10 protein-coding genes are annotated in these 13905 nt (G+C 64.9%); 9 read left to right on the top strand and 1 reads right to left on the bottom strand.

Features of this window, described 5'->3' with window-relative positions; translation table 11 throughout:
- Window positions 1-136: 136 nt before the first annotated feature.
- Window positions 137-775 (bottom strand): GntR family transcriptional regulator, encoded by a 639-nt coding sequence (locus tag KHY18_RS02970; RefSeq protein ID WP_213294161.1) that lies wholly within the window; start codon window positions 773-775, stop codon window positions 137-139.
- 88 nt (window positions 776-863) lie between these two features.
- Here KHY18_RS02970 and scpA point away from each other — a divergent pair, with 88 nt between their 5' ends.
- From scpA to KHY18_RS02925, 9 genes are all read left to right on the top strand, one after another.
- Window positions 864-3056, top strand: a complete 2193-nt coding sequence (scpA, locus tag KHY18_RS02965; RefSeq protein ID WP_249728871.1) for a methylmalonyl-CoA mutase — start codon at window positions 864-866, stop codon at window positions 3054-3056.
- A 7-nt stretch (window positions 3057-3063) separates the two neighbouring features.
- Window positions 3064-4092 (top strand): methylmalonyl Co-A mutase-associated GTPase MeaB, encoded by a 1029-nt coding sequence (gene meaB / locus KHY18_RS02960; RefSeq protein ID WP_213294158.1) that lies wholly within the window; start codon window positions 3064-3066, stop codon window positions 4090-4092.
- Window positions 4093-4165: 73 nt separating this feature from the next.
- Window positions 4166-5698 (top strand): acyl-CoA carboxylase subunit beta, encoded by a 1533-nt coding sequence (locus tag KHY18_RS02955; protein ID WP_213294155.1) that lies wholly within the window; start codon window positions 4166-4168, stop codon window positions 5696-5698.
- Between the two features lie 25 nt (window positions 5699-5723).
- Complete coding sequence (locus tag KHY18_RS02950; RefSeq protein WP_213294153.1) at window positions 5724-7784, top strand: acetyl-CoA carboxylase biotin carboxylase subunit; 2061 nt, start codon at window positions 5724-5726, stop codon at window positions 7782-7784.
- 328 nt (window positions 7785-8112) lie between these two features.
- Window positions 8113-9918 (top strand): methyl-accepting chemotaxis protein, encoded by a 1806-nt coding sequence (locus tag KHY18_RS02945; RefSeq protein WP_213294151.1) that lies wholly within the window; start codon window positions 8113-8115, stop codon window positions 9916-9918.
- A complete protein-coding gene (locus KHY18_RS02940; RefSeq protein ID WP_213294149.1) occupies window positions 9915-10796 on the top strand; it encodes a LysR family transcriptional regulator in 882 nt (293 codons plus the stop codon). Before KHY18_RS02945 ends, KHY18_RS02940 begins: the two co-directional genes overlap by 4 nt.
- A gap of 142 nt (window positions 10797-10938) precedes the next feature.
- Complete coding sequence (locus tag KHY18_RS02935) at window positions 10939-11916, top strand: Bug family tripartite tricarboxylate transporter substrate binding protein (protein ID WP_213294147.1); 978 nt, start codon at window positions 10939-10941, stop codon at window positions 11914-11916.
- A 1-nt stretch (window position 11917) separates the two neighbouring features.
- Complete coding sequence (locus KHY18_RS02930) at window positions 11918-13087, top strand: CaiB/BaiF CoA transferase family protein (protein ID WP_213294145.1); 1170 nt, start codon at window positions 11918-11920, stop codon at window positions 13085-13087.
- Complete coding sequence (locus KHY18_RS02925; RefSeq protein ID WP_213294143.1) at window positions 13084-13836, top strand: enoyl-CoA hydratase; 753 nt, start codon at window positions 13084-13086, stop codon at window positions 13834-13836. Before KHY18_RS02930 ends, KHY18_RS02925 begins: the two co-directional genes overlap by 4 nt.
- Window positions 13837-13905 lie beyond the last annotated feature (69 nt).

The raw sequence follows: 13905 nt of genomic DNA, 5'->3' as shown, positions 1-13905 counted from the left end.
GGTGACACGCCGCGAAAAAAGGCGAAAACCTTAGGCCGGGGGGGCTTCCTGCTGTTTACCTGTCATCCACCGCTTTATTTATAGCACCGTTCGTTACTTTGCGTAACAGGCCCATCCGCAATGCAGGGCCATGCGCTTACTGCACGGCCGCCACGAGTCCGTTGGAGAAGTGCTGCTGCATCGCGGCGCGCGCGCGCTCGGGCTGGCGGTCGAGCAGGGCCTGCAGGATGAGCGCATGCTCCTGCAGCGATTCGTCTATGCGCCCCTGGCGAAACAGCGACTTGTGGCGGTTGAGTTTCATGACCTTGCGCAGGTCGGCAACCACCTGATCAGACCAGCGGTTGTTGGCCAGCGCAAGCAGGCGCATGTGAAAACGTTCGTTGATTGCAAAGAATTGTTCGGCGTTGCCTTTGTGCGCCACCAGATCGGCATGCAAGGCGCTCAGCGCCGCCAGTTCGTCGTCGGTGGCGGAAGACGCGACCGCGGCCGCGGCATCGCTCTCGAGCAGCGCCAGCAGGTGATAGACATCGCGTACATCCTTGGTCGAGACTTCTGTCACATAGGCGCCGCGACGCACCTTCATCGTCACCAACCCTTCGGCCGCGAGCACCTTGAGCGCTTCACGCAAAGGCGTGCGGCTGATGCCGAACTCTTCGGCTATCTTGAGTTCGTCAATCCAGGCACCGGGCTCCAGCACATGCTGGAAGATGCGTTGGCGCAGCTGCTCGGCTACCTGTTGGTAGAGCGCGGAAGGGGCTAGGGTAATCACTGACATGAATGATGAATTGTAGCCTGGATTATTTTGAATCAATAATTATGAATCATGTACACTCTTTCCGTCACAACCTACCGTGGTCTCACCGATGGACAAGCCTACAGATATGCGCCAAAGCGTGGCGAATGCCGCTGAACCTGAATTCGCCCCCGCCGACCTGAGCGCCTGGGCCAAGTCGGCTGCCAAATCCGCGCCTGGCGGCGATGTACAGGCCTTGAACTGGATCACTCCCGACGGCATCACCGTCAAGCCCCTCTATACCGCTGCAGACAGCGCAGATCTGCCGCATGCCAATACGCTGCCCGGTTTCGAGCCCTATCTGCGCGGCCCCCAGGCCACCATGTATGCGGTGCGCCCCTGGACCATTCGCCAGTACGCAGGCTTTTCCACGGCCGAGGAGTCGAATGCGTTCTACCGCAAGGCGCTGGCTGCGGGCGGGCAGGGCGTCTCGGTGGCCTTCGATCTGGCCACGCACCGCGGCTATGACTCCGATCACCCGCGCGTCACGGGCGATGTGGGCAAGGCCGGCGTGGCGATTGATTCGGTCGAGGACATGAAAGTGCTGTTCGACCAGATTCCGCTCGACAAGGTGTCGGTGTCCATGACCATGAACGGCGCGGTGCTGCCCGTGCTCGCGGGCTATGTCGTCGCCGCCGAGGAGCAGGGCGTGCGCCAGGATCAGCTCTCGGGCACGATCCAGAACGACATCCTCAAAGAATTCATGGTGCGCAACACCTATATCTACCCGCCCAAGCCGTCGATGCGCATCATCGGCGACATCATCGAGTACACGAGCCTGAACATGCCCAAGTTCAACTCGATCTCGATTTCGGGCTATCACATGCAGGAAGCCGGCGCCAATCAAGCCCTGGAACTCGCGTTCACGCTGGCCGACGGCAAGGAATATGTGAAGACCGCCACGGCCAAGGGCATGGATGTCGATGCCTTCGCGGGCCGGCTGTCGTTCTTCTGGGCCATCGGCATGAACTTCTACCTGGAGATCGCCAAGATGCGCGCCGCGCGCCTGCTGTGGTGCCGCATCATGAAGGAGTTCGGCGCCAAGAACCCCAAGAGCCTGATGCTGCGCACCCACTGCCAGACTTCGGGCTGGTCGCTGACCGAGCAGGATCCGTACAACAACGTGGTGCGCACCACCATCGAAGCCATGGCCGCGGTGTTCGGCGGCACGCAGTCGCTGCACACCAACAGCTTCGACGAAGCGATCGCGCTGCCCACCGAATTCTCGTCGCGCATCGCGCGCAACACCCAACTGATCATCCAGGAAGAAACGCATATTCCCAGCGTGATCGACCCCTGGGCCGGCTCGTACATGATGGAAAAGCTGACCCAGGACATGGCCGACGCGGCCTGGGCAATCATCGAGGAAGTCGAAGCCATGGGCGGAATGACCCAGGCGGTGGACAGCGGCTGGGCCAAGCTCAAGATCGAGGCCGCGGCCGCCGAGAAGCAGGCGCGCATCGATTCGGGCAAGGACGTGATCGTGGGCGTCAACAAGTACAAGCTCGCCAAGGAAGACCCGATCGACATTCTCGAGATCGACAACGTCAAGGTGCGCGACGGCCAGATCGAGCGGCTCAACAAGATCAAGAAGGAACGCGATACGGCCAAGGTGCAGCAGGCACTCGATGCGCTCACCGCGGCCGCCGAAAGCGGCGAAGGCAATCTGCTGGAGCTGGCGATCCAGGCCGTGCGCCTGCGCGCCACGGTGGGCGAAGTCAGCGATGCGCTGGAAAAGGTCTACAGCCGCCACCGCGCCGACACGCAAAAAGTCACCGGCGTCTACGCCGCCGCCTATGACTCGGCCGAAGGCTGGGACAAGCTCAAGACCGAAATCAACGCACTCGCCGAAGAACTGGGCCGGCGCCCGCGCGTGATGATCGCCAAGCTGGGCCAGGACGGCCACGACCGCGGCGCCAAGGTCGTCGCCACGGCCTTCGCCGACCTGGGCTTCGACGTCGACATGGGTCCGCTGTTTCAGACGCCCGAGGAATGCGCGCGCCAGGCGATCGAGAACGACGTGCATGCCGTGGGCGTGTCGACGCTGGCCGCAGGCCACAAGACGCTGGTGCCGGCCATCATCGCCGAGCTGAAGAAACAGGGCGCGGACGACATCATCGTGTTCGTCGGCGGCGTGGTGCCCGCTCAGGACTACGAATTCCTGTTCGAGGCCGGCGTCAAGGGCGTCTACGGCCCGGGCACGCCGATTCCGGCCAGCGCCAAGCATGTGCTCGAGCAGATCCGTCAGGCCACCATCCTCTGAGAGCGGCATGACCCCTTCCGAGTTGCTGCAAGGCATTCTGCATGGCGGCCCGGCCGTGCAGCGCCGGGCGATCGCCAAGGCGATCACCTTGCTCGAATCCACGCGCGCCGACCACCGCGCCCAGGCCGATGCGCTGCTCACCGCGATGCTGCCCCATACGGGCAAGGCGTTCCGGCTGGGCATCAGCGGCGTGCCTGGCGTGGGCAAGTCGACGTTCATCGAAACCCTGGGCCTGTACCTGATCAAGCAGGGCCTGCGTGTCGCGGTGCTCGCCGTCGATCCGTCGTCGTCGGTGTCGGGCGGCTCCATCCTGGGCGACAAGACGCGCATGGAGCATCTGTCGGTCCATCCCCAGGCCTATATCCGGCCCAGCCCGGCGAGTGGAACGCTGGGCGGCGTGGCCGAGAAGACGCGCGAAGCCATGCTGGTCTGCGAGGCCGCAGCCTATGACGTGGTGATCGTCGAGACCGTGGGCGTGGGCCAGAGCGAGACGGCCGTCAACGGCATGACCGACATGTTCGTGCTGCTGCAGCTGCCCAATGCGGGCGACGATCTGCAGGCGATCAAGAAAGGCGTGATGGAGCTTGCCGATCTGGTGGTCATCAACAAGGCCGACATCGACAAGAACGCGGCCACGCGCGCCGAAGCGCAGATCACGTCTAGCCTGCGCCTGCTGGGCATGCACGGCAACCCCGACCATGCGACGCATGGCGCGCTGTGGCAGCCGCGCGTGCTGCAGATCAGCGCGCTGCTGGGCCAGGGCGTGGAAGCGTTCTGGCAGGCCGTGCAGCAGTTTCGCCAGATGCAGACGACCAATGGCCGGCTGGTGTCGCGGCGCGAAAAGCAGTCGCTGGCCTGGATGTGGGAACGCATTGACGCCGGCCTCAAGCAGGCGTTTCGCTCCCACCCCGAAGTCCAGGCGCTGCTGCCGCAGACGCTGGCCGCGGTGGCCGAAGGGCGTCTGCCCGCATCGACCGCGGCGCGCAACCTGCTGGCCGCGCAGTCACAGGCCCCACATTCCCGCGCGCCACAATAGGGCGCGCAGTCATCCATCCCCAAGAAGCGCAGCCCCCGGGCCGTGCGACGACTCAGTAAGAAAGACGAGCATCATGCAGGACATTCTGGAGCGACTCGAGAAACAGCGCGCGCTGGCGCGACTCGGCGGTGGTCAAAAGCGCATCGACGCGCAGCACGGCAAGGGCAAGCTCACGGCGCGCGAGCGCATAGAACTGCTGCTCGACGACGGCACGTTCGAGGAGTGGGACATGTTCGTCGAGCACCGCTGCACCGATTTCGGCATGCAGGACAACAAGATTCCGGGCGACGGCGTGGTCACGGGCTACGGCATGATCAACGGCCGGCTGGTGTTCGTCTACAGCCAGGACTTCACGGTGTTCGGCGGCGCTTTAAGCGAAACCCACGCCGAGAAGATCTGCAAGGTCATGGACCAGGCGATGAAGGTGGGAGCGCCCGTGATCGGCCTCAATGACTCGGGCGGCGCGCGCATCCAGGAAGGCGTTGCGAGCCTGGGCGGCTACGCCGACGTGTTCCAGAAGAACGTGCTGGCCAGCGGCGTCGTGCCGCAGATCAGCATGATCATGGGCCCCTGCGCAGGCGGCGCGGTGTATTCGCCCGCGATGACCGACTTCATCTTCATGGTGAAAGACTCGTCGTACATGTTCGTGACCGGCCCCGAAGTGGTCAAGACCGTGACGCACGAGGAAGTCACGGCCGAGGAACTGGGCGGCGCGATCACGCACACGACCAAGAGCGGCGTGGCCGACATGGCGTTCGACAACGATGTCGAGGCGCTGATGATGCTGCGCCGCCTGTACAACTACCTGCCGCTGAACAACCGCGAAAAGGCCCCGCTGCGCGCGACCACCGACCCGGCCGACCGCGCCGACCGCTCGCTCGACACGCTGGTGCCCGAGAACCCGAACAAGCCCTACGACATGAAGGAGCTGATCGCCAAGACCGTGGACGACGGCGACTTCTTCGAGCTGCAGCCCGACTACGCGAAGAACATCCTGATCGGTTTCGCGCGCATGGCGGGCCAGACCGTGGGCGTGGTGGCCAACCAGCCGCTGGTGCTCGCCGGCTGCCTCGACATCAAGAGCTCGATCAAGGCGGCGCGCTTCGTGCGCTTTTGCGATGCGTTCAACATTCCCGTGCTGACCTTTGTCGACGTTCCCGGCTTCATGCCCGGCACCAGCCAGGAATACGGCGGCATCATCAAACATGGCGCCAAGCTGCTCTACGCCTACGCCGAAGCCACGGTGCCCAAGATCACCATCATCACGCGCAAGGCCTATGGCGGCGCATATGACGTGATGGCGTCCAAGCACCTGCGCGGCGACGTCAACCTGGCCTGGCCCCAGGCCGAGATCGCCGTGATGGGCGCCAAGGGCGCAGTGGAGATCATCTTCCGCGAAGACAAGAACGACCCGGCCAAGCTCGCCGCGCGCGAAGCCGAGTACAAGGCGCGCTTCGCCAACCCGTTCGTCGCCGGCGCGCGCGGCTTCATCGACGACGTGATCCTGCCGCACGAGACGCGCAAGCGCATCTGCCGCAGCCTGACGATGCTGCAGAACAAGCAGCTCGAGAACCCGTGGCGCAAGCACGGCAACATTCCGCTCTAAGAACGACAGCGCCAGGAAAAATCACATGTTCACCAAGATTCTGATTGCCAACCGCGGCGAGATCGCCTGCCGCGTGATCGCCACCGCCCGCAAGATGGGCATCGCCACCGTGGCCGTGTATTCCGATGCCGACAAGGACGCGCGCCATGTGCAGCTCGCCGACGAGGCCGTGCACATCGGCGCCGCGCCCAGCCGCGAGTCCTATCTGCTGGCCGACCGCATCATCGCGGCCTGCAAGCAGACCGGCGCCCAGGCCGTGCACCCGGGCTATGGTTTTCTGAGCGAAAACGAAGCCTTCGCCAAGCGCGTGGAAGAAGAAGGCATCGTCTTCATCGGCCCCAAGCACCATGCGATCGCGGCCATGGGCGACAAGATCGCCTCGAAGAAGCTCGCGGCCGCGGCCCAGGTCAACACCATTCCCGGCTACAACGACGCGATCGCCGGCGCCGAGCAGGCCGTGGAAATTGCGCGCGGCATTGGCTATCCCGTGATGATCAAGGCCAGCGCGGGCGGCGGCGGCAAGGGCCTGCGCGTGGCGTTCAACGACAAGGAAGCGTTCGACGGCTTCGCGAGCTGCCAGAACGAGGCGCGCAACAGCTTCGGCGACGACCGCGTGTTCATAGAGAAATTCGTCGAAGAGCCGCGCCACATCGAAATCCAGGTGCTGGGCGACGGCCACGGCAACGTGGTGTTCCTCAACGAGCGCGAATGCTCCATTCAGCGCCGCCACCAGAAGGTGATCGAGGAGGCGCCGTCGCCGTTCATCTCGGAAGAAACGCGCGCGGCCATGGGCGCCCAGGCCGTGGCGCTGGCCAAGGCCGTGCAGTACCAGAGCGCGGGAACGGTGGAGTTCGTGGTCGGCAAGGACCAGTCGTTCTACTTTCTCGAAATGAACACGCGGCTGCAGGTCGAGCACCCGGTCACCGAAGCCATCACGGGCCTGGACCTGGTCGAGCAGATGATCCGCGTCGCGGCCGGCGAGAAGCTGGCGTTCACGCAGGCCGATGTGCGCCGCGACGGCTGGGCGATCGAGTGCCGCATCAACGCCGAAGATCCATTTCGCAACTTCCTGCCGTCCACGGGCCGGCTGGTGCGCTTTCAGCCGCCTGCCCAGACCATGTGGCAGGGCGACACCGAGCACCTTCATGGCGTGCGCGTCGATACCGGCGTCTATGAAGGCGGCGAGATTCCGATGTTCTACGACTCGATGATCGCCAAGCTCATCGTGCACGGCAAGGACCGCCAGGAAGCGATCGCCAAGATGCGCGAGGCGCTCAACGGCTTCGTGATCCGTGGCATCAGCTCCAACATTCCGTTCCAGGCCGCGCTGCTGGCCCACCCCAAGTTCATCGCGGGCGACTTCAACACCGGCTTCATCGCCGAGCACTACGCGGGTGGCTTCCATGCCGAAGATGTGCCGCACAGCGACCCGCAGTTCCTCGTGGCGCTGGCCGCGTACATGAACCGCCGCTACCGCGAACGCGCCTCGACCATCACCGGCCAGATGCAGGGCCATGAACTGCAACTGGGCATCGATTACGCCGTGGTCACGCTGGGCGCCGAAGGCCGCAACCAGCACGCTTCGGTGCGCGTCGAAGACTTCGACCTCGCGCGCCATGCGAGCAAGGTCACGGTGCATGGCGAAGGCGGCGACAAGGTCTACGAGATCAGCAGCGACAGCCATCTGCGCGACGCACGTCTCGCCGGCCTGGTCAATGGCCAGCCGTTCACCGTGCAGATCGAGCGCGGCACGGGCAAGAACCCGCTGGCCCTGCGCGTCGCGCACAACGGCACGCAGATCGAAGCCCTGGTGCTGTCGCCGCGCGGCGCCGAGCTGCACAAGCTGATGCCTTACAAGGCACCGCCCGACCTCTCGAAGTTCCTGCTGTCGCCCATGCCCGGCCTGCTGATCGACATCGCCGTTCAGCCCGGCCAGAAGGTGCAGGCGGGCGAGAAGCTGGCCGTGATCGAAGCCATGAAGATGGAAAACATCCTGTTCGCCACGCAGGACGGCGTGGTGGGCAAGATCAGCGCCAGCAAGGGCGATTCGCTGGCGGTCGACGAGGTGATTCTGGAATTCGTCTGATCTGACGCCGTAAGTTCACTCACCCCGGTCCTGCCCCAGGGGATCGCCAATGCCAGGCGGTTCCCTGCGCTAGGCCCGGCGTTTTTGGGCCGCGGCATGGACCGCAATGACGCGACCGCGCGGCGCAGATGCGTGGTGCGGACCGCCGATGTGTTCCCAAGCGATGGGACGAGATCGGCAAGTCATAAACCTGACACAAGCGCAGTGGTCAGGAGGCCGCTTTGGGCAAGAGTGTAAGCAAAAGCATGCTATTTTTTGCACGGCATTCACGACCTGAAACGTGCCGACCTTTAACGCCTTGCCCTCGGTCCTCTCCCCACAGATTTCTATGTACTTCAACAACCTTTCGGTCGCCGGCAAGCTCTGGACGATCATTCTTGGTCTCATGCTGTCCCTGCTGGCCCTTGGCACCGGTCTTTACATGACGACGGTGCGACTCAACGCCGAGGCGGCCCAGGCCGTGCAGACCAAGGAAGACCGCATTTCCCTGGCGCTGCGCTGGAAAGGCATGACCGAGCTGGCAGTCGAGCGCGTGGTGATCGGCTCGATCACGACCGACGAATTGCTCAGCCAGCGCCTGCAGCCGCAACTCAAGACCAGCATCCAGGCCGTGTCGGCAGTGCAGAAACAGATCGTCGATGCCGCCGAATCGCCCGAAGACAAGGCCCAGCTCGAGCGCGTGGCCGCCGAGCGCGTCATCGTGCTGCAGCTTGTCGCCGAGGCGCAGAAGACGCGCAGCGCCGGCGATGTGGAAGGCGCGCAGCGCATAGTGAACGACCGACTGGTTCCTGCGGTGACCAAGTACACCGCCGCGCAGGAAGCCTTTGTCGAGCTGCAGCAACGCCAGCGCGACCTGATCAAGGCCGACGCCACGCAGCGCATCGCCGTGGCGCAATGGATAGGCGAGGCCTTCGCCGCCGTGGTGCTGCTCATCGGCGTCATGCTGGCCGCACTGACGGTGCGCTCCATCACCCGGCCGCTGGACCAGGCCGTGCGACTGACCGATGCCATTACCGCCGGCGACCTGACGGTGGACGTGCGCGATGACCGCAAGGACGAACTCGGTCATCTGCTCAGGTCGCTGTCCACGATGGCCGCGCAGCTGCGCGGCGTGGTGACCGAAGTGCGTTCGGGCGTCGAGTCGGTTTCGACCGCCTCCACGCAGATCGCCACCGGCAACCAGGATCTGTCGGCGCGCACCGAGCAGACGGCGGCCAACCTCCAGGAAACGGCCGCCAGCATGGAACAGCTGACCGCCACGGTGACCCAGTCGGCCGACACCGCGCGCCAGGCCAACCAGTTAGCGTCCACCGCGGCCCAGGCCGCCGAGCGCGGCGGCGAAGTGGTGGTCCAGGTGGTGCACAGCATGCAGCAGATCACCGACAGCTCGCGCAAGATCAACGACATCATCGGCGTGATCGACTCCATCGCCTTCCAGACCAACATCCTGGCGCTCAATGCGGCCGTGGAAGCGGCACGCGCGGGTGAACAGGGCAGGGGTTTCGCCGTGGTGGCGTCCGAGGTGCGCAGCCTTGCGCAGCGCAGCGCCGAGGCCGCAAAGGAGATCAAGCAACTCATCAGCGCATCGGTGCAGAACGTCGAGGCCGGATCGGCGCAGGTCGCACATGCGGGCCGCAGCATGGAAGAGATCGTGAGCAGCGTGCGCCGGGTCTCCGACCTGATCGGGGAGATCACGGCCTCGTCCACCGAGCAGCGCGACGGCATCGGACAAGTGAATCAGGCGGTCTCCAACCTGGACCAGATGACGCAGCAGAACGCGGCGCTGGTGGAAGAGTCGAGCGCGGCGGCCACGGCCATGAGCGATCAGGCGCAGCGCCTGTCGCAGGTGGTGGCGGTGTTCAATGTGGGTGCGGCAGTGGCCAAGGCGCCGGCGCTCTATTCGCCATCCGCCCAGCCCGCACGCGCAACGCCCAGGAAAGTGGCCGCAGCCCGGCCCGTATCGGCCCGCGCCTGGCGCCAACCGCGGCGATGCGCGGCCCGGACAAGGCGCCCGCGCCAGCCCCGCGTGTCGCGGGCAAGGCCGAGGACGAATGGGAAAGCTTCTAAGCGAGTATCTGCAAACCTGGTTTGCATACGGCCCGCCAGGCGTATGCATTCAATAATGTCGCCATGAAAATCGACACCCTCACGGTCCAGCTGGCACTGGCCGTCGCCGAGGAAGGCAGCATCTCGCGCGCGGCCGACAAGCTGCAGCTGGCCGTGGCGGCGGCGTCCAAGCGGCTCACCGATCTGGAGCGCCAGCTGGGTACGCCGCTGTTCAAGCGTGTGCCGCATGGCGTCAAGGTCACCGAGTCTGGCACCAAGCTGCTGGCCCATATCCACCAGATCGACAGCCTGATCACGCGCCTGGCCGACGACGCCCAGGCGATGCGCGAAGGCCAGGACGGGCGCATCATCATCGGCGCGCCCAAGGCCGCGATCATCGAATTCCTCGCCAGCGATCTCGCGCTGGTGCGCGCCAGGTACCCGCAGATCACGCTGCACATCATCGAGGAGAACAGCCGCATCATCCAGCAGCTGCTGCGCGACAAGGTGATAGACATAGGCATCTTCGAGAAGAAGAGCGGTTTCATCGACATGGAGAAGTTCGACTACCGCTCGGACGATCTGGTCGCCATCTACAGCCGCGCGCATTTTTCCTTTGCCGATGCTCCGCTCGAAGCCGATCCGCTGCTCGACTGCCCGTTGGTCAGCCTGGGCCAGGGCTCGGCGATTCTGGCCAGCCTGCAACGCCTGCACCAGAGCCGCGGCCGCACGCTGGGCCGGCATCTCACCGTGAGCGGCTTCGACACCATGCTCGCGCTGGTGCGCCACGGCCTGGGCGTGGGCCTGATGCCGCCCGCGGTGCTCGCGAGCCTGCACCCCGAGCCGGGAATAGGCCAGGTGGCGCTGGCCGGCGACTGGCACCAGCGCACCTATGTGCTGGCCAGCGTGCAAGGCCGGGCGCAGGAGCAGACGCTGCGCAATGTCGTCTGCGCACTGCTGAATTAACAGTTCGACCAGGGTTTCCTCGTATTTTGTGGGCTCCGCGGGCCTGGGTTTCGTAAAACACGAAGCCAGGCATGTGTGATGCATTCTTGCCGCCGCAGTCGCGCTCGGCGAGCATTGCTGCAAACAAAACACAGGAGACAAGATGAAGCGACGCGAATTCCTGGCCGGCAGCGCAGCTGCCCTGGCCACGCCCTGGGCCCTGGCCAATGCCGCCGACCTGCCCAAGGGCCCGGTGAAAATCCTCGTGGGCTGGGCGCCGGGCGGCGGCACCGACGTGTTCGCGCGCATCGTGGGCCAGAAGCTCACGGACCTCTGGGGCCGCTCGGTGATCGTCGAAAACAAGCCCGGCGCGACCGGCGCACTCGCGGCCGACTATTTCGCCAAGACCCGCTTCCACGACGGCCTGACCCTGCTGATGGCCCATGTCAACACGCATGCGATCTCGCCGCAGATCTTCAAGAGCATCACCTATGACCCGCTCAAGGACTTCGCGCCCATCGTGCTGATCGGTGCCACGCCGCACATTCTGGTGACCAGCCACAAGAACAGCTATGCGAGCGTCAAGGAAGTGGTCGAGCTGTGCAAGAAGAACCCAGGCAAGATCAGCTTCGGCTCGTCGGGCACGGGATCGGTACAGCATCTGGCGGCGGAAATGTTCAACATGGCCGCGGGCGTGCAGACCATTCACGTGCCCTACAAGGGCTCGGGCCCGATGCAGACCGACCTCATAGGCGGCCAGATCGATTTCAGCTTCGACACCATGACCGCGGCCACGGCCCAGGTCAAGGCCAAGAAGATGAACGCCATCGCCCAGACCCGCGTGAGCCGCGCCAAGGGCTTCCCCGAAGTCACGACCATGGATGAGCAGGGCTTCAAGGGCTTCGACGCCTCGAGCTGGTACGGACTCGTGGGCCCCAAGGACATGTCCAAGGAACTTGCCAAGCGCATCAATGCCGATGTCAACAAGGTGCTGGCCATGCCCGACGTGGTCGCGCGTTTCGACGGCTTCGGCGTCGAGGACGGCGGCGGTTCGGTGGAGAAATTCGCGGCCTTCATGGCCACCGAGTACAAGAAATGGGGCGAAGTCGTTCGCCTCGCCAAAGTGACCGAGGAGAGCTGAAATGACCCAGACCACCCCCCAATTGCCGCTGCAAGGCATTCGTGTTCTCGACGTGAGCCAGGTCATGGCCGGCCCGTTCGCCTGCATGCTGCTCGCGGATCTCGGCGCCGACGTGATCAAGGTCGAGCCGCCGACCGGCGACCAGACGCGCGGCGCCATGGGCTTCAAGATGAAGGGGCCCGACAGCATGGGCTTTCTCAACATGAACCGCAACAAGCGTTCGCTGACGCTGGACCTCAAGAGCGACGCAGGCCGCGAGTTCTTCTACAAGCTCGCCGAGACCGCCGACGTGATCGTCGAGAACTACCGCCCCGGCGCCGTGCAGCGCATGAAGATCGACTACGAGACGATTCGCAAGATCAATCCCAAGATCGTCTACGTGAGCATTTCGGGCTTCGGCCAGAGCGGCCCGTGGGCCACGCGCCCGGGTTTCGACCTGATGGCCCAGGCCATGTCGGGCGTGATGAGCGTCACGGGCTACAAGGGCGAAAAACCGGTCAAGGCCGGCGTGCCCGTGGCCGACATAGGCTGCGCGCTGTTCGCCACCTATGGGCTGCTGGCCGCCTACATAGGCGCGCAGAAGTCGGGCCAGGGCCAGCATATCGACGCCTCGCTGTTCGACTCGGCAATGGCGTTCTCCATCTGGGACATGTCCGACTACTGGGGCACGGGCGTGCCGCCATCGCCGCTGGGCACCAGCAACAAGATGAGCGCGCCTTACCAGGCCGTGAAGGCGCGCGACGGTTACTTCGTCATGGGCGCGACCAACCAGAAGCTCTGGGCCAAGCTGTGCGCGTTGCTCGAACGCCCCGACCTGGTCGAGCACGCGGATTACGCCACCGTCGCGCTGCGTCTCAAGCACCGCGAAGCGCTGATCGAGGAACTAGAAAAGAGCTTTGCCCAGCGCGACAGCGAAGACTGGGTGGACACCATGCTCGAAGCCGGCATTCCGGCCGGCCCGCTGCTGACCTATCCGCAAGCGTTTGAAGGCGAGCACGGCACGCACCGCAAGATGTGCATGGAGATCGACCACCCGATCGAAGGCAAGGTCAAGAACATCGGTTTTCCTGTCAAGATGCTGGGCACGCCGCAGCAGGTGCGCCGCCATCCGCCGCTGCTGGGCGAGCACAATGAGGAAATCATGGCCGAAATCTACGCACTCTCCGCATGAGCGAACTGGTCCAACTCAGCATCCAGCCTTCGGGCGCGGCGGAAATCACCATCAACCGCCCCGAACGCCACAACGCCATGACGCAGGCGATGTACGAGTCGCTGCTCGAACGCATCGCCGACTGCGCGCGCAACCCCCAGGTGCGCGCCATTCTGTTTCGCGGCGCGGGCGGCAAGTCCTTCATCTCGGGCACGGACATCGCGCATTTCGCCGACTTCCAGCGCGGCGAGCAGGGCATTGCCTACGAGGCCTTTGTCGAGAACGTGATCGACCGCGTGGAGCGCATCGCCGTGCCGACCATCGCCGTGATCGACGGCTGGGCCGTGGGCGGCGGCCTGGCCCTGGCCACGGCCTGCGACTTCCGCGTCTGCACCGAAGGCGCGCGCTTTGGCGCGCCGATTGCCAAGACGCTGTCCAACACCTTGTCGTCGCGCAACATCGCGCGGCTGCAGGCGGCCCTGGGCGTGCCGCGCGTCAAGAGAATGCTGCTGCTGGCCGAGTACATCGACGCCGCCGAAGCGCTGGCCTGCGGCTTTGTGTACGAAGCCTGCGCGGCCGATCAGCTGAGCGCCCGCGCGCACGCGCTGGCCGAACGGCTGATGCCGCTGTCGGGCGTGACCCAGGCCGCGGTCAAGGAAAGCATTCGGCGCATCGTCATCGAGCAAAGCCTCGAAGACGATGACCTGGTGCACGCGGTCTACGGCAGCGACGCCTTTCGCCAGGGCGTGGCCGGCTTTCTCAAACGCTGACCTTCGGCGTTCTCACCCGAACCGCCGGCCCCGGCGGTTTTTTTCTGGGCGCGCGCCAGGCCAAGGGCC

The organism is Acidovorax sp. CCYZU-2555 (assembly GCF_018413525.1).
Lineage (GTDB): Bacteria > Pseudomonadota > Gammaproteobacteria > Burkholderiales > Burkholderiaceae_C > Comamonas.
The sequence above is the reverse complement of the archived record's forward strand: the minus strand, read 5'-3'. Positions and strand labels throughout refer to the sequence as shown.

What these genes read in the sequence shown, in the direction of transcription:
- KHY18_RS02970 (WP_213294161.1), bottom strand. Translation starts at nt 775, where the DNA reads ATGTCAGTGATTACCCTAGCCCCTTCCGCGCTCTACCAACAGGTAGCC.
- scpA (WP_249728871.1), top strand. Translation starts at nt 864, where the DNA reads ATGGACAAGCCTACAGATATGCGCCAAAGCGTGGCGAATGCCGCTGAA.
- meaB (WP_213294158.1), top strand. Translation starts at nt 3,064, where the DNA reads ATGACCCCTTCCGAGTTGCTGCAAGGCATTCTGCATGGCGGCCCGGCC.
- KHY18_RS02955 (WP_213294155.1), top strand. Translation starts at nt 4,166, where the DNA reads ATGCAGGACATTCTGGAGCGACTCGAGAAACAGCGCGCGCTGGCGCGA.
- KHY18_RS02950 (WP_213294153.1), top strand. Translation starts at nt 5,724, where the DNA reads ATGTTCACCAAGATTCTGATTGCCAACCGCGGCGAGATCGCCTGCCGC.
- KHY18_RS02945 (WP_213294151.1), top strand. Translation starts at nt 8,113, where the DNA reads ATGTACTTCAACAACCTTTCGGTCGCCGGCAAGCTCTGGACGATCATT.
- KHY18_RS02940 (WP_213294149.1), top strand. Translation starts at nt 9,915, where the DNA reads ATGAAAATCGACACCCTCACGGTCCAGCTGGCACTGGCCGTCGCCGAG.
- KHY18_RS02935 (WP_213294147.1), top strand. Translation starts at nt 10,939, where the DNA reads ATGAAGCGACGCGAATTCCTGGCCGGCAGCGCAGCTGCCCTGGCCACG.
- KHY18_RS02930 (WP_213294145.1), top strand. Translation starts at nt 11,918, where the DNA reads ATGACCCAGACCACCCCCCAATTGCCGCTGCAAGGCATTCGTGTTCTC.
- KHY18_RS02925 (WP_213294143.1), top strand. Translation starts at nt 13,084, where the DNA reads ATGAGCGAACTGGTCCAACTCAGCATCCAGCCTTCGGGCGCGGCGGAA.